The 23,261-nt window shown below is 67.4% G+C and carries 19 protein-coding genes; 13 read left to right on the top strand and 6 right to left on the bottom strand.

Annotated features, from left to right (window positions below; genetic code table 11):
* Positions 1–113: 113 nt before the first annotated feature.
* The 3 genes from ACSQ3D_RS08310 to pcaC all read left to right on the top strand — a co-directional run bounded on the left by ACSQ3D_RS08310 (position 114) and on the right by pcaC (position 3,906).
* The gene (locus ACSQ3D_RS08310) at positions 114–1,046 is read left to right on the top strand and encodes a LysR family transcriptional regulator (protein WP_436126536.1); all 933 of its coding nucleotides are present in this window, start codon (positions 114–116) and stop codon (positions 1,044–1,046) included.
* A gap of 103 nt (positions 1,047–1,149) precedes the next feature.
* Entirely contained in the window at positions 1,150–3,348 is a 2,199-nt protein-coding gene (gene katG / locus ACSQ3D_RS08315) for a catalase/peroxidase HPI (RefSeq protein ID WP_436126537.1), read from the top strand.
* A gap of 165 nt (positions 3,349–3,513) precedes the next feature.
* Complete coding sequence (pcaC, locus tag ACSQ3D_RS08320) at positions 3,514–3,906, top strand: 4-carboxymuconolactone decarboxylase (RefSeq protein WP_436126538.1); 393 nt, start codon at positions 3,514–3,516, stop codon at positions 3,904–3,906.
* 150 nt (positions 3,907–4,056) lie between these two features.
* Here pcaC and ACSQ3D_RS08325 read toward each other — a convergent pair whose 3' ends face one another.
* Entirely contained in the window at positions 4,057–4,602 is a 546-nt protein-coding gene (locus ACSQ3D_RS08325; protein WP_056168618.1) for a PAS and helix-turn-helix domain-containing protein, read from the bottom strand.
* Positions 4,603–4,678: 76 nt separating this feature from the next.
* Between ACSQ3D_RS08325 and ACSQ3D_RS08330 the strand changes: the two genes are divergently transcribed.
* Both ACSQ3D_RS08330 and ACSQ3D_RS08335 read left to right on the top strand, forming a co-directional pair.
* Positions 4,679–5,389, top strand: a complete 711-nt coding sequence (locus tag ACSQ3D_RS08330) for a CoA transferase subunit A (protein WP_056412733.1) — start codon at positions 4,679–4,681, stop codon at positions 5,387–5,389.
* Positions 5,390–5,391: 2 nt separating this feature from the next.
* Positions 5,392–6,030 carry a 3-oxoacid CoA-transferase subunit B gene (locus ACSQ3D_RS08335; RefSeq protein WP_056412384.1) on the top strand — a complete coding sequence of 213 codons (639 nt, stop codon included), beginning with the start codon at positions 5,392–5,394 and terminating at the stop codon, positions 6,028–6,030.
* Positions 6,031–6,152: 122 nt separating this feature from the next.
* Here the strand turns inward: ACSQ3D_RS08335 and ACSQ3D_RS08340 are convergent, their stop codons facing one another.
* Complete coding sequence (locus ACSQ3D_RS08340) at positions 6,153–6,446, bottom strand: DUF4148 domain-containing protein (protein ID WP_396505370.1); 294 nt, start codon at positions 6,444–6,446, stop codon at positions 6,153–6,155.
* A gap of 77 nt (positions 6,447–6,523) precedes the next feature.
* Positions 6,524–6,811: a hypothetical protein gene (locus ACSQ3D_RS08345; protein WP_056168637.1), complete on the bottom strand. Its 288-nt coding sequence runs from the start codon at positions 6,809–6,811 to the stop codon at positions 6,524–6,526.
* 472 nt (positions 6,812–7,283) lie between these two features.
* Here ACSQ3D_RS08345 and ACSQ3D_RS08350 point away from each other — a divergent pair, with 472 nt between their 5' ends.
* The 5 genes from ACSQ3D_RS08350 to ACSQ3D_RS08370 all read left to right on the top strand — a co-directional run bounded on the left by ACSQ3D_RS08350 (position 7,284) and on the right by ACSQ3D_RS08370 (position 15,122).
* Positions 7,284–8,588 (top strand): HD-GYP domain-containing protein, encoded by a 1,305-nt coding sequence (locus tag ACSQ3D_RS08350; RefSeq protein WP_396505371.1) that lies wholly within the window; start codon positions 7,284–7,286, stop codon positions 8,586–8,588.
* A gap of 217 nt (positions 8,589–8,805) precedes the next feature.
* On the top strand, positions 8,806–9,213 hold the full coding sequence (locus tag ACSQ3D_RS08355; RefSeq protein WP_436126539.1) for a VOC family protein: 408 nt from the start codon (positions 8,806–8,808) through the stop codon (positions 9,211–9,213).
* 187 nt (positions 9,214–9,400) lie between these two features.
* On the top strand, positions 9,401–10,291 hold the full coding sequence (gene imuA / locus ACSQ3D_RS08360; RefSeq protein WP_436126540.1) for a translesion DNA synthesis-associated protein ImuA: 891 nt from the start codon (positions 9,401–9,403) through the stop codon (positions 10,289–10,291).
* Positions 10,251–11,756, top strand: coding sequence for a Y-family DNA polymerase (locus tag ACSQ3D_RS08365; protein ID WP_436126541.1), 1,506 nt, complete (start codon positions 10,251–10,253; stop codon positions 11,754–11,756). The genes imuA and ACSQ3D_RS08365 overlap by 41 nt, the downstream gene beginning before the upstream one ends.
* 75 nt (positions 11,757–11,831) lie before the next feature.
* Positions 11,832–15,122, top strand: a complete 3,291-nt coding sequence (locus ACSQ3D_RS08370) for an error-prone DNA polymerase (protein ID WP_436126542.1) — start codon at positions 11,832–11,834, stop codon at positions 15,120–15,122.
* Between the two features lie 28 nt (positions 15,123–15,150).
* On the opposite strand, the gene ACSQ3D_RS08375 is transcribed toward ACSQ3D_RS08370, so the two are convergent.
* Together ACSQ3D_RS08375 and ACSQ3D_RS08380 are read right to left on the bottom strand one after the other, a co-directional pair.
* Positions 15,151–15,666, bottom strand: coding sequence for a M23 family metallopeptidase (locus ACSQ3D_RS08375; RefSeq protein WP_436126543.1), 516 nt, complete (start codon positions 15,664–15,666; stop codon positions 15,151–15,153).
* A gap of 144 nt (positions 15,667–15,810) precedes the next feature.
* Complete coding sequence (locus ACSQ3D_RS08380) at positions 15,811–18,168, bottom strand: AsmA family protein (RefSeq protein WP_436126544.1); 2,358 nt, start codon at positions 18,166–18,168, stop codon at positions 15,811–15,813.
* Positions 18,169–18,384: 216 nt separating this feature from the next.
* Here ACSQ3D_RS08380 and ACSQ3D_RS08385 point away from each other — a divergent pair, with 216 nt between their 5' ends.
* Both ACSQ3D_RS08385 and ACSQ3D_RS08390 read left to right on the top strand, forming a co-directional pair.
* On the top strand, positions 18,385–19,293 hold the full coding sequence (locus ACSQ3D_RS08385) for a pseudouridine synthase (protein WP_436126545.1): 909 nt from the start codon (positions 18,385–18,387) through the stop codon (positions 19,291–19,293).
* A gap of 254 nt (positions 19,294–19,547) precedes the next feature.
* Positions 19,548–21,539, top strand: coding sequence for a methyl-accepting chemotaxis protein (locus ACSQ3D_RS08390; protein WP_436126546.1), 1,992 nt, complete (start codon positions 19,548–19,550; stop codon positions 21,537–21,539).
* 24 nt (positions 21,540–21,563) lie between these two features.
* Here the strand turns inward: ACSQ3D_RS08390 and ACSQ3D_RS08395 are convergent, their stop codons facing one another.
* Positions 21,564–22,388: a helix-turn-helix domain-containing protein gene (locus tag ACSQ3D_RS08395; protein ID WP_436126547.1), complete on the bottom strand. Its 825-nt coding sequence runs from the start codon at positions 22,386–22,388 to the stop codon at positions 21,564–21,566.
* Positions 22,389–22,466: 78 nt separating this feature from the next.
* On the opposite strand from ACSQ3D_RS08395, the gene ACSQ3D_RS08400 reads away from it, so the two are divergent.
* Positions 22,467–23,198 carry an aspartate/glutamate racemase family protein gene (locus ACSQ3D_RS08400; RefSeq protein ID WP_436126548.1) on the top strand — a complete coding sequence of 244 codons (732 nt, stop codon included), beginning with the start codon at positions 22,467–22,469 and terminating at the stop codon, positions 23,196–23,198.
* The last annotated feature ends 63 nt before the right edge of the window (positions 23,199–23,261 follow it).

Below are 23,261 nucleotides of genomic sequence, written 5' to 3' on the forward strand. Positions count from 1 at the left end.
AGGCTAAAAGGGGGGTGAAGCGGGAGGGCCAAAACTAGTCATGGCCACACACGGTGAGGATGGTGGGTACTATGCAGCCATAAACCAAATCGATATTTCTTATTCTTGAAATCATGGCGATCGATATCAGGGCCATGGACCTGAACCTGCTCAAGGCGCTGGATGCCTTGCTCGACGAGCGCAGCGTGACCCGCGCCGCCCGGCGCCTGTCCCTGACACAGCCGGCAGTGAGCGGCATGCTGACCCGTCTGCGCGAAAGCTTCGACGACCCGCTTTTCGTGCGCACCCAGCGCGGCATCACGCCCACGCTGCGCGCGCAGGAGCTGGCCGCGCCGGTCAAGGAACTGTTGGGCGGGATCGAGTCGCTGCTGCAGCCCCAGGCCTTCGACCCTGCCACGGCGCAGATGACCGTGCACCTGGCATCCACCGACTACGCGCTGCAGGCGGTGGTGGTGCCGTTTCTTGCCAAGCTGCGGCGCCGCGCGCCCGGCGTGCGTGTGGCCGTGGTGCCTGCCCAGCACCTGCCGGTGTACGAGCGGCTGGAGCGCGGCGATATCGACCTGGCCCTGATCAGCCCGGAGAACACCGCTCCCGACCTGTATGCCCGCCACCTGTTTGACGAGCGCTATGTGTGTGTGATGCGCGCGGGGCACCCGGACGCCAGGGGCGGCGCGCTGTCGCTGGACCGCTTCTGCGCGCTGGACCATGCGCTCATCTCGTACACCGGCGGCAGCTTCTGCGGCGTGACGGACGAGGTGCTGGCACGCCTGGGCCGGTCGCGGCGCGTGGTGCTGTCCATCACCAGCTTTCTGGTGCTGCCGGAGATCCTGCGCAACAGCGACATGATTGCGGTGGTGCCGCAGCGGGTCGTGGCCGATGCCCGTGGGCTGGTGGTGCTGGAGCCACCGGTGGCGATTCCGGGCTTTGTGAAAACCGCCGCCTGGCACGAGCGCACCCACCGCTCGCCAGGGCACCGCTGGGTGCGCTCCGTGCTGTTCGACACCTGCGGGTGCGAGGAGGCCGGGAGCCCGCTGCGCTTGCCGTGATTGATTAGATAAAAGCTATTGAATCAATCGAAACGATTGTCTTTTAAAGAGGGTCTGCATTCCTTAGCATCGGTCGCTCATCAGCCACAACAAGGAGTGCCCCATGACGCAAGAAAGCAAGTGCCCGTTCGACCACACCCAAACCGCCGCGCCCAAGGGCCGGGGTAATGCGGACTGGTGGCCCAACCAGCTCAACCTGCGCCCCCTGAACCAGAGCTCGCCGCTGGTGGACCCCATGGGCGACGGCTTCAACTACGCCGAAGAGTTCAAAAGCCTGGACCTGGCTGCGGTGAAGGCCGACCTGCACGCGCTGATGACCGACTCGCAGGACTGGTGGCCGGCCGACTTCGGCCACTACGGTCCACTCTTCGTGCGCATGGCCTGGCACAGCGCCGGCACCTACCGCCTGGCCGATGGCCGCGGCGGCGCCGGGGCAGGGCAGCAGCGTTTTGCGCCCCTGAACAGCTGGCCCGACAACGCCAACCTGGACAAGGCCCGCCGCCTGCTCTGGCCCATCAAGCAGAAATACGGCCGCAAGATCTCGTGGGCGGACCTGATGATCCTCACGGGCAACGTGGCTCTGGAGTCGATGGGCTTCAAGACCTTCGGCTTTGCCGGTGGCCGCCCCGACGTGTGGGAACCCGATGAAAACGTGTACTGGGGAGCAGAGACCACCTGGCTCGGCGGCGACAAGCGCTACAGCGGCGAGCGCGACCTGGCCAAGCCCCTGGCCGCCGTGCAGATGGGCCTGATCTACGTGAACCCCGAAGGCCCGAACGGCAACCCCGACCCCCTGGCCGCAGCGCGCGACATCCGCGACACCTTTGCCCGCATGGCCATGGACGACGAAGAAACCGTGGCGCTGATCGCCGGCGGCCACACCTTCGGCAAGACCCACGGCGCGGGCGACGCGGCCCTGGTGGGCCTGGAGCCCGAAGGCGGCGGCATTGAAGACCAGGGCTTCGGCTGGATCAGCAAGCACGGCAGCGGCTTTGGCGGCGACGCCATCACCAGCGGCCTGGAAGTCACCTGGACCACCACGCCCACGCAGTGGAGCAACAACTTCTTCGAAAACCTGTTCGGCTTTGAGTGGGAGCTGACCAAGAGCCCCGCCGGCGCGCACCAGTGGACCGCCAAGAATGCCGAGGCGTCCATCCCGCATGCGCACGACCCATCCAAGAAGCTGGTGCCCACCATGCTGACCACCGATTTGTCGCTGCGCTTCGACCCGGCCTACGAGAAGATCTCGCGCCGCTTCCTCGAGCACCCCGAACAGTTCGCCGATGCGTTTGCCCGCGCCTGGTTCAAGCTGACCCACCGCGACATGGGCCCGCGCTCGCGCTACCTGGGCGCAGACGTGCCGGCCGAAGTGCTGGTGTGGCAAGACCCGGTGCCGGATGTGGACCATGCGCTGGTCGATGCGCAGGATGTGGCGGCGCTCAAGGCCAAGGTATTGGCATCGGGCCTGTCGATCGCCGAGCTGGTGTCCACCGCCTGGGCGTCGGCCTCCACCTTCCGGGGTGGCGACAAGCGCGGCGGTGCCAACGGTGCGCGCATCCGCCTGGCGCCGCAAAAGGATTGGGAGGTGAACCAGCCCGCGCAACTGGCCAAGGTGCTGGGCCAGCTCGAAGCGATTCAGCAGGCGTTCAATGCAGCGCAACAGACCAGCGGCAGCGGCAAGAAGATCTCTCTGGCCGACCTGATCGTGCTGGCCGGTGGCGCCGCGGTGGAAGCCGCAGCCAAGAAGGCCGGGCAGGATGTGACGGTACCGTTCACCCCCGGCCGCACCGATGCATCGCAAGAGCAAACCGATGTGCCATCCTTCGAGGTCATGGAGCCTGCGGCCGATGGCTTTCGCAACTATGTGAAGCCGGGCATGGAAGGCGCCGTGGCCGAGCTGCTGATCGACCGGGCCAACCAGCTCACGCTGACCGGGCCCGAGATGACGGTGCTGGTGGGCGGCCTGCGCGTGCTGGGTGCCAACGTGGCGGCCGCGTCGGCGCACGGCAACTTCACGCAGCGCCCGCAGACGCTGAGCAACGACTTCTTCGTGAACCTGCTGGACATGCGCACCAAGTGGCAGAAGTCTGCCTCGGCCCCCGGCGTGCTGGAAGGTGTGGACCGCGCCGGTGGCGCGCCGAAGTGGACGGGCACAGTGGCCGACTTGGTGTTCGGCTCCAACTCGCAACTGCGCGCCCTGGCCGAGGTGTATGGCAGCAGCGATGCGCAGGCGGTGTTCGTCAAGGACTTCGTCAAAGCCTGGACCAAGGTGATGAACCTTGATCGATTTGACGTGGCGTGATGATGCCCAGCGCCGCTGAGTGAGCGCTAGTAGCCTGCTGCTCACTCAATACAACAAACCAACGCCGCGCAGCCCATGGCTTGCGCGGCGTAGGTGTTTGTGGGCATCGCTACCATTGATCGGTTGCCGAACCGACCATTCCGAAACCATGAAGGAGAAGACCGCATGACACAGACCCCCGCATCGAAGGACTACGAACAAGGCCTGACCACCCGTCGCCAGGTCATGGGCGACGACTACGTGGACCGCGCGCTGGGCAATGCCACGGCGTTCACCCAGCCCATTCAGGAATTCATCACGCGCAATGCGTGGGGCGACGTGTGGCAGCGGCCCGGGCTGGACCGCCGCACGCGCAGCATGATCACCGTGGCCATGCTGATCGCCATGGGCAAGCAGCACGAACTCAAGGCCCACGTGCGCGGCGCGCTCAACAACGGTGTGACGGCCGAGGAACTGCAGGAGTTGCTGCTGCACGCGAGCATCTATTGCGGCTTGCCCAGCGCCGTGGACGCATTCCGCACGGCTGCCGAAGTGGTTGACGGACCCATGAAGGGGTAACGGACAGGAGGTTCAAAACCGAGTCCTGCGATCTGCACGCGGCCTTTGCCACTGGCGCGATCCACGCCAGTGCACCCGTGGAACTGGCTTTGCCAGGCCACCGGGTGCGTCCCCCTTGGGGGAAGACGCGAAGCGGCTCAGGGGGGCTTGTTAACTCCCAGCGAGGAGTTTCTGCACCAGGTCGGCCGCGGTGGAGGCGTTGTACTTGCGCATGAGCCGCGCCCGGTAGATCTCCACCGTGCGGTGGCTGATCTCCAGCGCCTTGCCGATCTCCTTGGACGTGAGCCCTTCGAGCAGCCGGGCGGCCACCTCGCGCTCGCGGCCGGTCAGCTCGGCCTTCACCGGGCGTTGGGCCGACAGGTCTTCGAAGCTCCAGATGCCCGAAGCATGCGGGTCGGCGCGGTTCAAGGCGCGGCCCGACACATGGCACCAGAAGACCTCGCCGTTGGCGCGCTTCATGATGCGGTTGTCAGCGTAGTGGCCCTTGGCGTTCAGGATGGGCTCCATGTGCGCGCCCAGGCGTTCGTATTCGTCGGCGCTGGGGTACAGCACCTGGAACGACTGGCCGATCAGCACCTCGCGCGAGGCGCCGAACATCTCGCAGACATGCCGGTTGCAGTCCACCATGGTGCGGTTGCGCGACAGCACCAGGCCCACGGGCGCCATGTCGAAAGCCAGCCGGTAATCAACGTCCATGGTACAAGTCTTTACGAGAAACTACTTATGCAGATACGTAGTATCGTAGCGCATCCCAATTCATAAGGAGATCGTGGTGAACAAGATATTCCCCTCGGCCGCCGAAGCCCTGCAGGGCGTCGTGGCAGACGGTCAGCTCATGGCCGTTGGCGGCTTCGGTTTGTGCGGTATTCCAGAGGCCTTGATCGACGCGCTGCGCGATTCGGGCGCGAAGAACCTCACCGTGATCTCCAACAACGCTGGCGTGGACGGCTTCGGCCTGGGCAAGCTGCTCGAGACGCGCCAGATCAAGAAGATGATCTCGTCGTACGTGGGCGAGAACAAGGAGTTCGAGCGCCAGTACCTGGCCGGCGAGCTGGAACTGGAATTCACGCCCCAGGGCACGCTGGCCGAAAAGCTGCGCGCGGGCGGCGCGGGCATTCCGGCCTTTTTCACCAAAACGGGCGTGGGCACTATCGTGGCCGACGGCAAGGAACTGCGCGAGTTCGATGGCGAAACCTATGTGATGGAGCGCGCCCTGGTGCCCGAGGTCTCCCTGGTCAAGGCCGACGTGGCCGACAAGTCGGGCAACCTGCGCTTCAACCTCACCGCGCGCAACTTCAACCCCGCAGCCGCCACTGCCGGCAAGGTCTGCATCGTCGAGGTGGAAAAGATCGTGGAAGTGGGCGAACTGGCCCCCGACGACATCCACCTGCCCGGCATCTACGTGCACCGCATCGTGCTCAATGCCAACCCGGAAAAGCGCATCGAGAAGCGCACGATCACGGAAAAGAAAGAAGGAGCCTGACCATGCCCTGGACCCAAGACCAGATGGCCGCCCGCGCGGCCCAAGAACTCGAAGACGGCTTCTATGTGAACCTGGGCATCGGCATTCCCACGCTGGTGGCCAACTTCACGGGCGACAAGGAAGTGTGGCTGCAGTCCGAAAACGGCATGCTGGGCATCGGCCCCTTCCCGACGGACGACAAGGTGGACCCGGACCTCATCAACGCTGGCAAGCAGACCGTGACGACGATCAAGGGCTCGTCCATTTTCGGCAGCGACCAGTCGTTCGCCATGATCCGCGGCGGCAAGATCAACCTGTCCATCCTGGGCGCGATGCAGGTCAGCGAAAAGGGCGACCTGGCCAACTGGATGATCCCCGGCAAGATGGTCAAGGGCATGGGCGGCGCGATGGACCTGGTGGCCGGCGTCAAGCGCGTGATCGTGCTCATGGAGCATGTGGCCAAGAAGAAGGATGGCACCGAAGACCTCAAGATCCTGCCCGCCTGCACGCTGCCATTGACCGGCGTGGGCGTGGTGGACCGCATCATCACCGACCTGGCCGTGCTGGATGTGACGCCCGAGGGGCTCAAGGTGGTCGAACTGGCACCGGGCGTGACCTTCGAGGCGCTGCAGGCCAAGACGGGTGTGACGTTGATCGCTTGATGGTGTGATCGCAAGGCTTCGCTCAACGCAGCGCTGCCCTGGAAAACATCCGGTCGCCGCAGGTGCGGCGCCAAAAAAAACGGGCTCCGAATGGAGCCCGTTTTTGATGGCCGTCAGCCGAATTACATCGCGCTGATTTCGCCCGAAGGGATCGTGCCGGTGCGCACGGCTTCAGCAGCCTGGGCACGCACGGCAGCGCGGTCGGCCGTGGACTTGTAGGTCACCACGCGCGAACCAGCAGGCTCGATGCTGCGGGTCTGGGCAACGGTGGAGGCTTCGGCAGCCACTTCAGCGCGGGTGCGGTTCGTTTCGAACTTGGTAGCGAATTGCGAAGCATCGGCTTCGTCAGCGTGGGCGCCGAAGGCAGCGAAAGCGGACACAGCGGCGATGGAGAGGAAACGTGCAGTCTTGTTCATGATGAAAGTCCAGTGTATTTTTTAGAAGTCAGGTTTTTTATGGAGAGAGTCAGGAAGCTGAATCCGTCGGATTCAGATCAGCCTTGCTCACCCGAAGGGATCTGGCCGGTGCGCACAGCGTCGGCAGCCTGGGCACGCACCGCAGCGCGGTCGGCCGTGGACTTGTAGGTCACGACGCGCGAACCAGCGGGCTCGATGCTGCGGGTCTGGGCAACGCTCGAAGCTTCTGCCGCCACTTCGGCGCGGGTGCGGTTGGTTTCGAACTTGGACACATATTGCGAAGCGTCGGCTTCGTCGGCTTGGGCGCCAAAGGAAGCGAAGGCAGCGACAGCGGCGATGGAGAGGAAGCGTGCGGTGTTGTTCATGATGAAAGTCCTTGAATTAAATGAGCGTCTCAAAAAAACCGGAGGGAAGACAAACAGGTCGGTGCTTCCTGCCGGGTTCGGTGAGTCGCCTTGCGGGTTCGGCTCATCGATGGGTTGAACTGTACGCGGATGAAGGCGGAAGAAAAACCACCGAGTCGCGAACTAACTGTTCCAGTATTGGAAACAATCCATCGGGAACTTTTGAGGGTTTACCCATGCCATAGGGCTGGCGATGGCTTCTGCAGGGGTTTTATGCTGGAAACCCCTTATGCGATTTCGGGACAGTGCCATCGTACAGAAGATCCCGCACCCGTGCCGCGCCGACCGGCGCAAGCCCTGTGCAAACCCCGGTCTTCCACTGCGCCATTCCCCCTTGATATAGCTCAAGCCCCGGCAGGGCTGGGGTATCCCTTGCGGGCTGTGCAGGTGGGCGAAGGTCTTATATTCGAAGGCCACCATTTGTGTCCTTTGCATGACCGACATTTCCGTACCGGCCGATATCGATACGGCAGACAGCCCCCATTACCTGCGCGCCCTGACCGAGATGGCCGACCGGCGTACCGTGGTGGCCGATGCCGCCATCTACACCGACAACGGCATCAAGCTGGTGGACAAGGGAGCGCGCATCGACAGCCGCCTGTACGACCGGCTCGTTCAGCACAAGCTGCGCGAGCCCATCGACCGGCATCTGTCCGTGGAGAACCCTGTGGATGTGGCGGCCTTGATGGCCGCGGGCCAGGCCTTGATCGAGCAGGAGCCCCTGCCCAACATGCTGGCCCAGGCCCTGGGTTCGGGCGCGCGGCTGCTCTCGCCGCTGCGCTCGGTGCCGCTGCCGCCCTCCATGGCCTGCAAGCTCACGGTCATGCGCGAGCAGCGCCCGGAGCTGTTCCAGCACGGCCTGCAGATGATGACCGTGGCGCTGTTCCTGGGCTTGAAGACCGGCCTGGGCGAGCGCGATTGCGCCACCCTGGCGGCTGCGGCCCTGCTGCACGACCTGGGGGTGCTGCACATGGACCCGGCCTGGAGCGATCCGGACCACAAGGTGGTGGGCGTGCAGCGCAAGCACCTGGTGGCGCACCCCATCACCGCCATGCTCATGGTCCGTGACACCGGCGCCTACCCCAAAGCCGCGGAGGTGGCCGTGCTGGAGCACCACGAGCGCATGGACGGCAGCGGCTATCCGCGGGGCCTGGCGGGTGCGGACATCACGCCGCTGGGGCGCATTCTGCTGCTGGCCGAGGTGGTGGCCGCCTTCTACGAAAAGTACGATGACATGCCCGCGCAGCGCCTGTCGCTGGTGCTCCGGCTCAACCACCGCAAGTTTCCGGCGGCGCTGGTGGCCTGCATCCTGCCCTTGCTGCAGGAAGAGGTGGCGCGCGAATCCTCGCTGATGCCCTTGGGCCACGAGGCTCCGCGCCAGATCGAGCTGCTGGCCGAGGCCTTTGCCTACTGGGACAGCCTCAAGGCGGCCCTGCCGGGCGGTGCCAAGGCCTTGCCCGGCAGCGCATTTGCATTTGCCGACGCCCGCCTGCTGGCGCTGCAGAAGGCCCTGCTCGAATCCGGCTCCCACCCTCAGCAGCAAAGCGAACTCATGGCCCAGCTCGACGGCGATGCCATCGGCCTGGCCGAGGTGGCGCTGGTGGGCCGCGAAGCGCTGTGGCAACTGGAAAGCATCCTGAACGCCTGCCACCGCCGCTGGCCCCAACTGGCCGACCGTGCCACGCCACACGACACCGCCGTGGCCGACTGGTGCGACTGGGCCATCCGCAGGCTGTAGCAGGTGGGAGCGGGTGGGAGCGGGTGGGGGCGGCCTTGGCAACATTGGGGCAGGCCCGTTTTTGTCATGCACGGAGAGCGGCGTACAAGACTCTTTTGGCGCCGTTGCCGCGCCCTGGTCGTGCTACCCGTGCGACTACCTGTACTGCCTGCGACGTGGCGCCTGGCCAGAACCGCTTCGCTGAATTTCGTGATCCGCTTTTATGGAGGGGTTTGCAATGATCGACCACACAGGCATCACTGTGTCAGAGCTCGGCCGCAGCCGGCAGTTCTATGAATCCGTCCTGTCCACGCTGGGCTATGGCGTGCGGCTGGCGCTGGAGGATGCCGTGGGCTTTGGCGCCCGGGAGCTCCAGCCCGGAGATGATCCGGGAGGGGATTTCTGGATTTCTGCAGGGCCGCCATTCACGCCGCGTTCGCACATCGCCTTTCGTGCGCACAGCGAGGCGCAGGTGGTTGCCTTCCACCAGGCGGCGCTGTCTGCGGGCGGCAGCGATAACGGCGCGCCCGGCCTGCGTCCCCAGTACCACGCACGCTACTTCGCGGCCTTCGTGCTGGACCCGGACGGCTACAACATCGAGGCAGTCTTTCATGGCGCAGCTCCTGCGGTGGCCGACAAAGCTTGAAGCGGGTGGAGGCGGCTCCAGGCGCCTTGGGGTGCCAGGATCAGCAGCTTCAAGCCGTTCAGGGGGCAGGCCCTTGAATCCCTTGATGGAGGCAAGGCGCTCGGAATAATCTGCTGAAATTTTGTGAGGTGCGGCAAAATACTGTGTATATTTACAGTATTGATGTTGTTGAAAGACGCTCCTTCCCATGTCTGCGCTGCGCATTCCCCGCCGGATGGCCGCATCCGACCTGCCGTCCGCCGTCCCCGGCGTCTGGCATGCGGATTCGCTGGGCGCGGGCTTGCAGTTGACGCAGCCGTCGGGCTATGCATTGCTCGACGCGCAACTGCCCGGGGGTGGATGGCCGGTGGGGGCGCTGAGCGAAGTGCTGCAGCCCTCGCCCGGCTGGCATGAATGGCAGCTTGTGCTGCCGGCACTGGCCCAGGCCGTGGCCTCACGCGACGGGGCTGTGGTGGGCGTGGCGCCACCGTACGAGCCCTTTGGCCCGGTGCTGCAGGCGCGCGGGCTGACGGCCCAGCGGCTGTGTCTGGTGCAGGCCGAGGGGGCTTCCGCGCTGTGGGCTGCGGAGCAGGCCTTGCGCTGCCGCGATGTGATGGCCGTGATGGCGTGGCTGCCCCAGGTGCAGCCAGCCGCGTTGCGCAGGCTGCAGCTGGCGGCCGCCCAGCATCAGCAGCTTTTGTGGGTCTTTCGGCCCGTGGCGGCGGCTCCGCAGGCGTCGCCAGCCTTGCTGCGGCTGCAAGTGCAGGCACCCACCCCGCAGGTTTTGCGCGAGCACGCTGCGCAGGGCGATGGCGTCCCGTTCCCTGCGATGCAGGTGCAGATTCTCAAACGCAGGGGGCCTCCGCTGATGCATGGCCTGTGCCTGCCCGGATGCCACCCCCGGCTGGCCCAGGAGCTTGCAGCGCAAGCCGCGCGCCAGCGTGCCGTCCACGAGGCCGCGCACGGCATGGCGGCGGTGGCACCCCAGGCTCCGGTGGTGGTGCCCGGTGCTGGCGTGGCTGCAACGCACCCATTTGCCGGACCAGAGGGGAGGGGGCGTGCACTGGATCGCACTGCCGTTGCCACGGTGGGAGGCTGATGCGCCCGCCACCCTGGCAGACGCCACGGCCGTGGGCTGGTGGGCGCTGCGCTTCACCCCCCGGGTCGCGCTGGTGGACGGCGATGCCTTGCTGCTGGAAGTCTCCACCACCGAGCGGCTGTGGGGTGGGCGGGACGCGCTGATGGCGCAGGTGGGCCAGGCGTGGTCGCTGGCGGCAGGTGGTGCTGCCGCGATAGGTGCGGGTGCGAAAGATTCTTCGGCTCCGCAGCCGCCTGGCCCTTCGCCCGTCTGGGGCTGCGGCTCCACCGCGCTGCTTGCGCAGGCGGTGCTGCGGATGGCCCTGGCGGGGCGTGCCTTGCCGGCCCGCATGCCGCAGGGCCTGCCGCTGCACACCTTGACGGCCCTGCGCCCTCACGTGGCCAGCCTGGAGCGCATGGGTTGCCGCACCTGGGGCTCCTTGCAGGCGCTGCCGCGCGCAGGGGTGGCGCGGCGCTTTGGTGCGGCCGTGCTGCAGGTGCTGGACCAGGCCCTGGGCCACGCGCCCCAGGCCCACAGCTGGCTGGAGCTGCCGGAGGCGTTCGTGCTGACCGCCGAGCTGCCCGCGCTGGCCGAGTCGGCCGATGCCTTGCTGTGGAGTGCCAGCCGCTGCCTGACGGTGCTGCAGGGCTGGCTGCAGGCGCGCCAGCAGGGGGCCCTGGGGCTGGAGCTGGCCTGGCGGCACGACCTGCGCCGGCTCGACGGAGTGGCGGTGCCTGCCACGCGCGCTCTGCAGGTGCGCACCGCACAGGCCACGCAAGACACTGTCCACCTGCGGCGGCTGCTGTCCGAAAACCTGGCGCGCACCGCCATGGCGGCGCCGGCCAACCAGATCACGCTGCGCCTGCTCGACTCCGCACCGCTGCAGCAGCGCAGCGCCAGCCTGCTGCCGCCCGATGGCCGCAGCGGCGGCGGCAGCGATGCCGCGGGCGCGTCGGCCGAGGCCCTGCACCAGTTGCTCGAGCGGCTGTCCGCCCGCCTGGGGCCCGAGCGGGTGCTGGCCCCGGTGCTGCAGGCCGACCACCGCCCCGAGCGCATGCAGCAGTGGCGCCCTGCGGCCGAGGTACTGCGCGTGGCGACGGCGGCAGTCCGCGCTGCGGGCAGGGGCGCCGCACTGCAGGCCCAGAACGAGTCGCTGGACGCCACGCCCGACGCGCTGCTGCAACCCACCTGGCTGCTGAACCCGCCCCGGCGTCTGGCGGTGCAGGGCAACCGGCCGTGCCACCACGGGCGGCTGCGGCTGCTCGATGGCCCCCACCGCTTCGAGGCGGGGTGGTGGTCCGCTGCCGACCAAGAGCAAAACCCTGCACATCCGGAGGCGGGCCTCGCCCTGCGCGACTACTTCGTGGCGCACAACGACGTGGCCGGGCTGGTGTGGGTGTTCCGCGAGCGCCTGGCACCGGTGCCTGATGACGCGCAGGCCGCAGCGCGCCCGCACCGCTGGTTCCTGCATGGCATCTTCGGTTGATGGGGCAGCAGGGAACATGGCCGTGGTGTGCTTGCCGCCATCCTGCAATAGTGCAGCCTGCATGGGGAGACGCGCATGAAACCGCCTGCGACCCCCAGCACCCGCGCTGCGGGCTTGCCGGACTACGCCGAGTTGCATTGCCTGTCCAACTTCAGCTTCCAGCGCGGTGCATCGCACCCGCAGGAGCTGGTGGAGCATGCCGTCAAGCTGGGCTACCGGGCGCTGGCACTGACCGACGAATGCTCGGTGGCCGGCGTGGTGCGGGCGAAGGGGACGGCCGAGGAGTTGGGGCTGCACCTCATCGTCGGCAGCGAGTTCCTGTGGGGCGATGTGCGGCTGGTGGCCCTGGCGCGGGATGTGGAGGGCTGGGGCAATCTGTGCGAGTTCATCACGGCAGCGCGCAGGGCGGCACCCAAGGGCCAATACCACGTCGGCCCGGGCAGCCCTTTTGCGCTGTTGCAAGGCTGCGAGTTGCTGCTGGCGCCGATCCGTTCACGTTTTGATGCTTCTGATTTGATAGCTGTCAGCGCTTGCCTGGCAAGCGCAAGGGCACATTTTGATGCCAGTTTTGAAGGCCACGTCTGGCTGGCTGCCGAGCTGCACCTGGCCGCCAACGATGGGCTGTGGCTGGCCACGCTGCAGCAGGCGGGCGCGGCCCTGGGCCTGCCGCTGGTGGCTGCGGGCGACGTGCACATGCATGGCCGCTCGCGCAAGCCGCTGCAGGACGTGATCACCGCCGTGCGCCTGGGCCGCAGCGTGGGCGAATGCGGGTTCGCGCTGCAGCCCAACGCCGAACGGCACCTGCGCCGGCGCGTGCGGCTGGCGGGCCTGTATCCGCCGGACCTGCTGGCGGCCACGCTCACCGTGGCGGGGCGCTGCACGTTCAGCCTCAACGAGATCAAGTACCAGTACCCGCTGGAGACCGTGCCCGAAGGCATGACCCCGGGCCAGGCGCTGGCCTGGCTGGTGGAGTCGGGCGTGCAAGGTCATTACCCGGAGGGCGCACCCGACGCCGTGCTGGCGCAGATCCGCAAGGAGCTGGACCTGATCACGTTCTGCCAGTACGAGATGTACTTCCTCACGGTGCACGACATCGTGCGCTATGCACGCAGCCGAGACATCCTGTGCCAGGGGCGCGGCTCGGCGGCGAATTCGGTGGTCTGCTACATGCTGGGCATCACCGCCGTGCCGCCGGAAAACTCCAACCTGCTGTTCGAGCGCTTCATCAGCAAGGAGCGCAAGGAGCCGCCGGACATCGATGTGGACTTCGAGCACGACCGGCGCGAAGAGGTCATCCAGTACATCTACGGCAAATACGGCCGCGACCGCGCCGCCATTGCGGCGGTGGTGACCACCTACCGCACCCGCAGCGCCCTGCGCGACGTGGGCAAGGCGCTGGGCGTGGCGCCCGTGCTGGTGGATGCGTTTGCCAAGGACCACCACTGGTTCGACGAGGAGATCGCCGCCGACCGGCTGCAGGACCTGGCCCACGGTGTGGGGGCAACACTGCAGCGGCACACCGCGTTGCTCTGGCTGCAGCTGTCGGCGCAGCTCAAGGGATTCCCGCGACACCTGAGCCAGCACGTGGGCGGCTTCGTGCTCACCCAGGGCAAGCTCACGCGGCTGGTGCCGGTGGAGCCTGCGAGCATGGAGGATCGCTCGGTCATCCAGTGGGACAAGGACGACCTCGACGACATGGGCCTGCTCAAGGTCGATGTGCTGGCCCTGGGCATGCTCAGCGCATTGCGCCGCTGCCTGAACCTGCGCGCCGCCCTGCGCGGCGAACGCTGGGGACTCAAGGACATTCCGCACGCCGACCCGGCCACCTACGACATGATCTGCGCGGCCGACACCGTGGGCGTCTTCCAGATCGAGAGCCGCGCGCAGATGAGCATGCTGCCGCGCCTTCGGCCGCGCGAGTTCTACGACCTGGTGGTGGAGGTCGCCATCGTGCGGCCGGGCCCCATCCAGGGGGGCATGGTGCACCCGTACCTGAAGGCGCGGGAACGCAGACGCCGTGGCGAGCCCCTGGAGTTGGAAAAACCCGAACTGGAAAGTGCCCTGGCGCGCACGCTGGGCGTGCCGATCTTTCAAGAGCAGGTGATGCAGATCGCCATGGTGGCCGCGGGCTTCAGCGCCGGCATGGCCGACGACCTGCGCCGATCCATGGCGGCATGGAAGCGCCGGGGTGGGGTGCACCGCTTCGAGCGCCCGCTCGTCGGCGGCATGGAGGCGCGCGGCTACCGCACGGAGTTCGCCCAGGCCATCTTCCAGCAGATGCTGGGCTTTGGCGAATACGGCTTTCCGGAGAGCCATGCCTACAGCTTTGCCCTGCTGGCCTATGCCAGCAGCTGGCTCAAGTGCCACGAGCCAGCGGCCTTTCTGGCGGCCCTGCTCAACTCGCTGCCCATGGGGTTCTACACCGCGTCGCAACTGGTGCAGGACGCGCGCCGCCACGGCGTGCGGGTGCTGCCCATCGATGTGACCCAGAGCGAGGTCGACTGCACGCTGGAGGGTGACCTGGAGCACCTGCAGCCCCACAAGGGGCTGCCCGCGCCGCCCCTGCCGCAACCCGCGGTGCGACTGGGCCTGCGCCTGGTGGCAAGCCTGCAGGGGGATGCTGCCGAGCGACTGGTGCAGACGCGCCTGGCGGGCCCCGCCTTTGCCAGCACCGAAGACCTGGCCCTGCGCGCGCAGCTGAGCCAGCAGGACCTGCAGGCCCTGGCTGCGGCCGATGCACTGGCCAGCCTGTCGGGCCACCGGCGCCAGCAGATGTGGGAGGCCGCCGCCCAGCATGCGGCACCGGCCCTGCTGCGCGACGTGCCGGTGCACGAGGCGCCGCTCGCGCTGCCCGCTGCGCCGGAAGGCGAAGAGATACTGTTCGACTACGCCGCCACCGGCCTTACGTTGCGTCGCCACCCGCTGGCCCTGCTGCGCCCGCGCTTGGTGCGCTGGCGGCTGCTGAGTGCGCTGCAACTGAACGCCATGCCCCACGGCCGCAAGGTGCGGGCCTGCGGTATCGTCACCGTGCGCCAGCGCCCGGGCACGGCCAAGGGCACGATGTTCGTTACGCTCGAAGACGAGACCGGCCCCGTCAACGTGATCGTGTGGCCTTCGCTGGTGGATGCCTGGCGCAACGCGCTGCTGCGTTCGCAGTTGCTGGCGGTGGAGGGCACCTGGCAGTGCAGCGTGCCGCAAGAGGGTGCGCCCGGCCAAGACCAAGCCCATGGCCCGGCCGCATCATCGCCATCGCAGGGCGCGGCACCGATGGTGGTGCGGCATCTGGTGGCCCAGCGCTTCAAGGACCTGACCCCGCTGCTCGGGCGCATGGCGCAGGCGCTGCAGGGCAGCCGGGATTTTCATTGAGGCGCCTGTGCACTCGCCCCGTGGAGACTCACCGCTCCAGCAGGTAGGAGTGCGGGTCGATGAAAAACGCCTTCTTGTAGCCCTGCGTGGAGCCATCGGCCTTCCACGGCGCGGGCAGCATCCGCACGATGGAGTAGTGCAGGTGGGGCGGCTTGCCCTGCGCGTTGCCGCTGGCGCCCAGCGTACCGATGGCGCTGCCGGATGCCACCACAGACAAGGCCCCCGTCTGTATCGAATCCAGGTGCGCAAAGTAATGCAGCCGCCAGCGGGGCCCCAGCACCAGCACGACCTTGCCGCCTTTGGAGATCTCGCCCGTGTACAGAACAATGCCATCCGTGGTGCTCAGCACGGGCGTGCCCACCTTGCCGAAGATGTCGATCCCCTTGTGCACCCCCGACGTGCCCCAGGGCTCGAACCAGAATGATCGGGGGTTCCAGTCCCGGGCCGATGCTCCGGCGACGGGGATGCGGATGCGCTCGGGGAGCAGCAGTCCGACCACGATGATGGCCAGCAGCCCCAGGCACAGGTTTCTTGCAATTTTCATGAACGGGCAACGCGTAAGCGCCTGGGCGCGAGAGCGCGATTATTCCGCCTGGCAGGAGACTGGCCAGGAGCAGGGCAGGAGTTGAGTGGCTGTAGCGCAGGGCAGGGCCGTGCGTGCAACCCCTATCCCGGCCTGCAGGTGGGCTCAGCGCGCGGGCGCCGCCTTGCTGGCCGCCTGTCGCGCAGGTTGCGATGCGGTACCCGCTGCGCCCTGGCGGCCAGGCTTCACGGGCTGCTTGCCCAGGTCCAGCAGCGGCTTGCAATGCGTGTCGTCGTCGGCCGCGGGCACCGTGACCGGGACCAGCGCCAGCGCGACGGGGGCCACGGCCGCTGCCACCACCGCAGCGCCTGCGCGCAGCAGCAGGGGGCCCGCTTCCACGCCGACGTCAGGGTTTCCGAACGTGCCCTTCACGTACAGCGGCGAGCGCAGCGAGAAGAACTTCCACTCCAGCGACTCGGGCTTGATGCGCAGGTTCATCTCCTCGGTGCCCAGGTCGATCGTGCCGGTGGCCTCGATGATGGCGTCGTCGGTGCTCATCTTCACCACGCGCGTGGTGGCCAGGCCCTCCACCACCGTGAAGTCGGCCACCGCGCAGCGCAGGTGCACTTCCTTGGTATCGCCAAAAAGTTTGCCCACCACGATACTGCCCACGTTCAGCGCGGCCAGGTCCAGCATCTGCTTGCTCAACGTGCCCTCGCGCACATACAGCCGCATCTCGCCGGTGCCTTGGCCCAGCAGCCCGGCCACGCTGTTGCCGGTGCTCTCCAGCGCGATGGCACCGTCCATGCGGCCAAAGCTCTTTTTCATGAGCTGCACCTTGGGGAACAGGGCCGACAGCTGCAGGCCCTGCACGGTGCCGCGTATCTGGGCCTTGAGCGGGGGCGTGCGGCCGTCGATGCTCACTTGCGACTCGATCTTGCCCTCGGCCACGCCGAAGGTCAGCGGCGCGAGCTTGAGCTGTGCGTTTTCCATCACGGCGTGCACGCTCAGGTTTTCGAGCGGCAGGCTTTCGGGCCGGATGATGTGGCGGCCCTTGAACACGATGTCCATGTCCATGGCGTTCCAGCGCTCGGCCGCGAACTTGGAATCCGGCAGCACCTTGCCTTTGCCCACCCGTTCACGGCCGCGGTTGGCGTTGTCGGCCTTGCTGGTGCCGATGGTCGGGCCCAGGTCCGCCAGCCTCAGTTGGTTGGAGGTCATCGTGCCGGTCAGGCGCGGGCGCGGCTTGCCCGATGTGTACTTGAGCGAACCGTGAAGATCGCTCTGGCCCACCTTGCCGTCGAAGCCGTCGTATTGCCACACCGCACGTTCGGGCTCCAGGCTGCCGGTGAGGCGTCCGTCGGTCTCGAAGGGCGGCGTGTTGGGCAGCACCAGGCCGGTCACTTCGTACAGGTCGGCCATGCTGTCTGCCTTGAGCCGCACCTGAAAGTCCAGCCCCGACAATGCGCCCGGATTGGCAAGGATGCCTTCGGCCGACAGCACCACGCTGCCAGCGCTCGCGTCGATCTGCAGCGGGTAGTTCACCACCTTGTTGCGCAGGCTGATCACCTGGCCTGCACGCCCCTGGCCCTTGATCTGCGCCTTCAGGTAGCGGCCTTCCAGCTCGAACCGCAGGCCATAGGGTACGGGCGCGTTGCTGCCCGACGGCACGTTGGCCGGGGCGGATGCGGCAGCCACCGATGGGGCGACAGTACCCGAGGCCGCGCTGGCCGGTGCCGACGCCTTGGCCGTGGCAGGGTTGGCTGGGGCTGCCCGGCCGCCGGGGGCAGAGCGCTGCCGCGGCAGCTCGGGCGCGGTGGTGTCCAGGCGGACCCGCACATCCAGGTCTTTGATCCCGTCCGCGTAGGCGATGACCCCCTGGTGCACGATCAGGCGGTCCACATCGAACGACCAGCCACTCGGTGGCCCATCCTTGCGCTGGAAGGTCCAGTTGTTGTTGCCGTCGGCCGAGCGCGCCAGTGCGATGTCCGGACCGGTGAGGTCCACGGTGTCGATGGCCACGTGCTTGCCCAGCAGCGGCCAGAGACTGAGCGTCGCGGTGGCGCTGCCGATGCGGGCCATCTGGGCCGGGGCTTCGGCGTCCTTGTTCGACGGGCCGGCCTTGCCGGGCGCTGGCTTGCCATCGGCGCGCCGAAAGGGCGCAACGAAGGCATCGGGGTTGTCCATCACGAGATTGTCTGCCTTGACAGCGACACCGGGCAACCAGCGCTGCCATCCGTCCTCCAGCGGCTGAGGCCAGCGCCAGTCGACCGACAGATCCCCTTCGATCGCAAAATTCCGCCCCGTGGCTTCGCTCACCTTCGCATTCACCCATGGTTTGGCGCGGTTCCAGTCCATCACTGCGACCACGATGGCCAGTACCACCAGCACGGCGAGCACCAAGCCTAGCAGCCACAGGCCCCAGACCGCCGCCCGTTGCAAAGGGCCGCGCGCCATGCGCCGGGCAGCTGTGTCCGAAGCTGGCGGGCGGGCGGGAGAAGGATGGATGGAGTCGGAGGGCATGCAGCGAAAGTAGTGGAGGAATTTTTTGCTTGAGGGGTGATGCGCCCTGGGCGGACTGGGGGCGGCTGCGCACGCCGGCCGCGCGGGCCCGACGCCCGTGGGCTGCACCATGCCCCATGCTAGACCGCATCACCCCGTGCAGCGTCCCCGGCATGGCAACTGCCGCCCTTGTCCTACAGGGGCAGTTGCACCGCCTGCACGCCTAGAATGCGCGCCATGCACAACCCCCGCCACCCTTACGCCCCGCCCCCGCGCGACGGTGTGGGCGCCAGCTGCGTGGTGCTGCCCAGCCAGGGCGCGGGCAGCATGCTCGACTTTCTGGCGCAACGGCTGCAGGCTGTATCGCGCGAAGAATGGCTGCGTCGCCTGGACGCTGGCGATGTGGTGGATGAGCGCGGGCAGACCGTGGCGCCCGACAGGCCCTTCGAGGGCGGCCTGCGGGTGTACTACTACCGCAGCCTGGGCGACGAGCCCGCACCACCGTTTTCCGAGACCGTGCTGTACCAGGATGAGCACTTGGTCGTCGCCGACAAGCCGCACTTCATGCCGGTCACTCCATCGGGCCGCTACCTGCACAGCACGCTGCTGGTGCGGCTGAAGCGCCGGCTGGGCCTGCAAGAGCTCTCCCCCCTGCACCGCATCGACCGCGACACGGCGGGTCTGGTGCTGCTGTCGGTGCAGCAACGCACGCGGGGGGCCTACCAGGCGCTGTTCAGGGACCGGCAGATCACCAAGGACTACGACGCCATCGCGCCCTGGCGCGCCGGCATGACCTTCCCGTTCGAACACGCCAGCCGCCTGGAAGAGAGTCCGCAGTTCTTTCGCATGCAGGAAGTGCCGGGCGAGCCCAACAGCCTGACCCGCATCGACGTGCTGGAAGTGGCCGGCCCCTGGGCGCGCTACCGGCTGTCCCCCGTGACCGGCAAACGCCATCAGTTGCGCGTGCACATGGCGGCGCTGGGGCTGCCGCTGCGCAACGATCCGTTCTACCCCGTCGTCAACGACCCGCCCGAGGGCGATTATTCAAAACCTCTGCAGTTGCTGGCACGGTCTCTCGAGTTCCGGGACGCTGTCACGGGTGGTATGCGCAGGTTCGAGACCACCCAGTCACTGCCACTGGGCTGAGCACTGTCAGGCCCTGCCGAGACACCGAACGGCAGTGGTGTGTCTTGCATGCCCTGGGGCCACGGGGTGTGGCCGGCAGTCGGCAGCCCCATTGCAGTGATCAATACAAGGGTTTTCCCTATGTCTGCAATGGCCATTGCACGTGCGTGGTTTTGTAATTAGCAGTAGATGCGGTACTTTTAGCGACCACGACGCACATCACTGCATAAATTACAGAAAAGCACAAGATGATTTCATCAAACATTCGCCATTCCGTGGCTTTCAAGCTGTCGCTCACAGCCTTGCTCAGCCTGCTTGTGGTGTTGCTGGTGACCATGGGCCTGGTCAGCGTGCTCTTGTGGAAGGATTTCGGGCGGCTGTCGCGCGACGACGGCGTGCAGTACGCGGCCCAGGTGCGCACGCTGGTGCAGTCGTTCGATGAAACGGCGCAAGAGCAGGCCAAGCGCGATTTCGGACTGTTCAAGTCCAGCCTCTCGGGCAAATTCGAAGTGAGCGAAACACCGGGCGCCGACGGCAAGCCCGAAGCGGTGCTCTCGTTGGAGGGCGCACCCTTGAACGGCGACTTCCAGGCGGTGGACAAATTCACCAAGGACAGCATGGGCGGCGTGGCCACCATCTTCGCGCGCTCTGGCGAGGACTTCATTCGCGTCACGACCTCGCTCAAGAAGCAGGACGGCGAGCGGGCCTACAAGACGCTGCTGGACCGCAAGCACCCTGCCTATGCGCTGATGAACGAAGGCAAGACCTACATCGGCCGCGCCAACCTGTTCGGCCGCGACTACATGACGGTGTACGAGCCCATCCGCGACGGCAACCGCACCATCGGGATCTTGTTCACCGGCTCGGACATGGGCCCCATCCTGGCCAAGCTCAATGCCGTGATGGCCGGGCAAAAGCTCTACGCCACCGGCGCGGTCTACTCGGTCAGCCTGGCGGCGGGGCCATCGCGGGGCAATGTGTTCGGCCTGGCAGGTGCGCCGGTCAAGCTCGACGAGAAAGACGGCGATGCCAAGGCCTGGCTGGCGTCGCTCGAGGGCATCGAGCAGACCGGCTCGTTCGAATCCAGCTGGTCGCCGCGCCGCACCGGTGCGGGGGACACCGCGCAGCGCTTCGTGGCGGTGGAGCGCTACAAGCCCTGGAACCTGGGCATCGTGGCCGAAGCGCCGCTGTCCGAAATGATGCAGGAGGCGCGCACCGTGCTCACCTGGCTGTGGCTGGGTGTGCTGGTGGCGCTGGCGCTGCTCACGGTGGTGCTGGTGTTCGTCACGCGGCGCCTGGTGGGCGCTCCGGTGCAGCAACTGAGCACCGCGCTGGGCTACCTGGCCCAGGGAGACTTGTCGCATGCGGTGTCGGTGCGCTCGCGCGACGAGATCGGTACGCTGGCCGAGGCCATGGAGGGCTTTCGCCGGCGCCTGGTCGAGAGCCTGAGCACCGTGCGCACCAGCGCCGAAAGTGTCTCCGCCGCCAGCACCGAAATCGCTCAGGGCAACCAGGACTTGTCGGGCCGCACAGAAAGCCAGGCCAGCTCGCTGGAGCAGACCGCCGCCAGCATGGAGCAACTGGGCGCCACCATACGGCACAACGCAGACAACGCGAGCCAGGCCAACCAGCTCGCGGTGGGCGCCAGCCAGGTGGCCACGCGCGGCGGCGAGGTCGTCTCGCAAGTGGTGTCCACCATGCAGGACATCCATGCCAGCAGCAACCGCATCAGCGACATCATCGGCGTGATCGATGGCATCGCCTTCCAGACCAACATCCTGGCGCTGAACGCCGCCGTGGAAGCCGCCCGCGCCGGCGACCAGGGTCGGGGCTTTGCGGTGGTGGCTGCCGAAGTGCGCAACCTGGCCCAGCGCACCGCGGCGGAGGCCAAGTCGATCAAGGAACTGATCGGCGCCAGCAGCGCCATGGTGCAGCAGGGCTCTGCCCTGGCCGACCAGGCGGGCACCACCATGCAGGAGGTGGTCGGCGCCATCCGCCGCGTGGCCGACATGGTGGCCGAGATCAGCTCTGCCAGCCGCGAGCAGACCGCGGGCGTGGGGCAGGTGGGCGAGGCGGTGACCCAGCTGGACCAGACCACGCAGCAGAACGCCGCCCTGGTCGAAGAAATGGCCGCTGCCGCCAGCAGCCTGCGCACGCAGGCGCAGCACATGGTGTCGGCGGTGGCGCAGTTCAATCTGGGCGGGGCAGGGCATGCGGGCGGCTCGCCATCGCTGTCGCTGCCGTCGTCCGCGCCGGCGCAGCGCTGAGCGGCGCCCGGCCCCACCCCGGGGTCAACCCCGCACGGCGGTGGCCTTCGCCGTTGCCGCGTACTGCCCGGGCGTTTGCCCCAGCACCTTGCGAAACGCCGTCCCCATGTGCGACTGGTGCGTGAAGCCGCAGTCCAGTGCGATGGATGCCAGCGGCTCGGTGCTGCGCCGCAGCAATGCGCGGGCGGCCTGCACGCGCGTCTCGACGATGAAGGCATGGGGTGTCATACCCACGAGCCGCGTGAATTCACGCAGGAAACGCAGCGGAGATTTGCCCTCGGCCAGCGCCAGTTGCGCAATCGTCAAGGGCTGGGCGTAGTCGCTGGCGATGCGGTCCAGCACACGCGCGTAGAGCGGGCGCAGCGACCGGTCGGCGTGCGTTGCGTGGCTGGCGGTCTCGCTCAGGCCTGCCCAACCCACAAAGCCCCAGGCCGCCTGTTCGATGGCCAGCGCGTCGGGTGCGGGCGCCAGCGCAAGGCGGCGCAGATGCCGGGCTGCCGCCAAGGCCTGCGCATGGCCCATCCAGTGAACGCGGCGCTGCGTGCCGCCCAAGTGCCTGGCAGGCTCCATGCCGCCGCCATTCCAGCGCACCACCAGGTATTCGCCGCCCGTCGCGGACTCGGAAAAAACATCCACGCCGGGCGGTGTGTAGGCCAGCGTGCCGGGCCAGGTGTCGAAGTCCTCCCGACGGTCGGAGCCGATCGCGTGCACGCCCCGTTGGCGCTCCAGCGCCATGCCCACGGAATGCGTGCGCACCGGGTCGCTGGCGCTGTACGGCCTGCGGCTGAGCAGCGCCACCTGCAGGTCCTGCAGGGCGCTGGCATCCACAAAGAGGGGGTGGTCTGGCATCTCGGAGACGGGGCGCCAGGGTGGCGCGGCTGAAATTCCATGATATACGCCCGCCACATGCCCGTGGACACTGCCGGCATGAACACCCCCGCACACCAGGGCAGCGAGAGCCCCCGCACCATCGGCCTCATCGGCGGCATGAGCTGGGAATCCAGCGCCGAATACTACGAACTCATCAACCAGGAAGTGCGTAGCCGCCTGGGGCCGCTGCGCTCGGCCAGCCTGCTGATGTTCAGCGTCGACTTCGGGCCCATCGAGCAGGCGCAACACGCAGGCCGCTGGGACGACCTGGCCGGCATGCTGGAGGACGCCGCCAGGCGTTTGCACCGCGGCGGCGCGGACTGCGTGGTGCTGTGTACCAACACCATGCACAAGGTGGCAGACCGTATCGCGGCGGCGGTGCCCATTCCCTTCCTGCACATCGCCGACCCGGTGGGGCGCGAGGCCGCACGCACCGGGGCGCAAGTGCTGGGCCTGCTGGGCACGCGCTTCACGATGGAGCAGCCCTTCATGCGCGATCGCCTGGCGCGTGACCACGGCCTGCAGGTGCTGGTGCCGGACGAGCCGGACCGCGCCGAAGTGCACCGCATCATCTACGAAGAGCTCTGCACGGGCGTGGTCCGCGATGCGTCCCGCAAGACCTACCAGCGCATCATCGAGTCGCTGGCGCAGCGCGGCGCGCAGGCCGTGGTGCTGGGCTGCACCGAGATCACGCTCCTCATCCAGCCGCAGGACAGCGTGCTGCCCGTGCTGGACACCACGCGACTGCATTCGCAGGCGGCGGTGGACTTTGCGCTCGGGGGCCGCTGATCCATCACCCCGATCCACACAGGGGCCGGGTGCCCATCACATGAAGATGCGGCGAATGCCTGC

Source organism: Acidovorax sp. LjRoot117 (assembly GCF_964252695.1).
In the GTDB taxonomy this organism is placed as follows: Bacteria; Pseudomonadota; Gammaproteobacteria; order Burkholderiales; family Burkholderiaceae_C; genus Acidovorax.

What these genes read in the sequence shown, in the direction of transcription:
- ACSQ3D_RS08310 (WP_436126536.1), top strand. Translation starts at nt 114, where the DNA reads ATGGCGATCGATATCAGGGCCATGGACCTGAACCTGCTCAAGGCGCTG.
- katG (WP_436126537.1), top strand. Translation starts at nt 1,150, where the DNA reads ATGACGCAAGAAAGCAAGTGCCCGTTCGACCACACCCAAACCGCCGCG.
- pcaC (WP_436126538.1), top strand. Translation starts at nt 3,514, where the DNA reads ATGACACAGACCCCCGCATCGAAGGACTACGAACAAGGCCTGACCACC.
- ACSQ3D_RS08325 (WP_056168618.1), bottom strand. Translation starts at nt 4,602, where the DNA reads ATGGACGTTGATTACCGGCTGGCTTTCGACATGGCGCCCGTGGGCCTG.
- ACSQ3D_RS08335 (WP_056412384.1), top strand. Translation starts at nt 5,392, where the DNA reads ATGCCCTGGACCCAAGACCAGATGGCCGCCCGCGCGGCCCAAGAACTC.
- ACSQ3D_RS08340 (WP_396505370.1), bottom strand. Translation starts at nt 6,446, where the DNA reads ATGAACAAGACTGCACGTTTCCTCTCCATCGCCGCTGTGTCCGCTTTC.
- ACSQ3D_RS08345 (WP_056168637.1), bottom strand. Translation starts at nt 6,811, where the DNA reads ATGAACAACACCGCACGCTTCCTCTCCATCGCCGCTGTCGCTGCCTTC.
- ACSQ3D_RS08350 (WP_396505371.1), top strand. Translation starts at nt 7,284, where the DNA reads ATGACCGACATTTCCGTACCGGCCGATATCGATACGGCAGACAGCCCC.
- ACSQ3D_RS08355 (WP_436126539.1), top strand. Translation starts at nt 8,806, where the DNA reads ATGATCGACCACACAGGCATCACTGTGTCAGAGCTCGGCCGCAGCCGG.
- imuA (WP_436126540.1), top strand. Translation starts at nt 9,401, where the DNA reads ATGTCTGCGCTGCGCATTCCCCGCCGGATGGCCGCATCCGACCTGCCG.
- ACSQ3D_RS08370 (WP_436126542.1), top strand. Translation starts at nt 11,832, where the DNA reads ATGAAACCGCCTGCGACCCCCAGCACCCGCGCTGCGGGCTTGCCGGAC.
- ACSQ3D_RS08375 (WP_436126543.1), bottom strand. Translation starts at nt 15,666, where the DNA reads ATGAAAATTGCAAGAAACCTGTGCCTGGGGCTGCTGGCCATCATCGTG.
- ACSQ3D_RS08380 (WP_436126544.1), bottom strand. Translation starts at nt 18,168, where the DNA reads ATGCCCTCCGACTCCATCCATCCTTCTCCCGCCCGCCCGCCAGCTTCG.
- ACSQ3D_RS08385 (WP_436126545.1), top strand. Translation starts at nt 18,385, where the DNA reads ATGCACAACCCCCGCCACCCTTACGCCCCGCCCCCGCGCGACGGTGTG.
- ACSQ3D_RS08395 (WP_436126547.1), bottom strand. Translation starts at nt 22,388, where the DNA reads ATGCCAGACCACCCCCTCTTTGTGGATGCCAGCGCCCTGCAGGACCTG.
- ACSQ3D_RS08400 (WP_436126548.1), top strand. Translation starts at nt 22,467, where the DNA reads ATGAACACCCCCGCACACCAGGGCAGCGAGAGCCCCCGCACCATCGGC.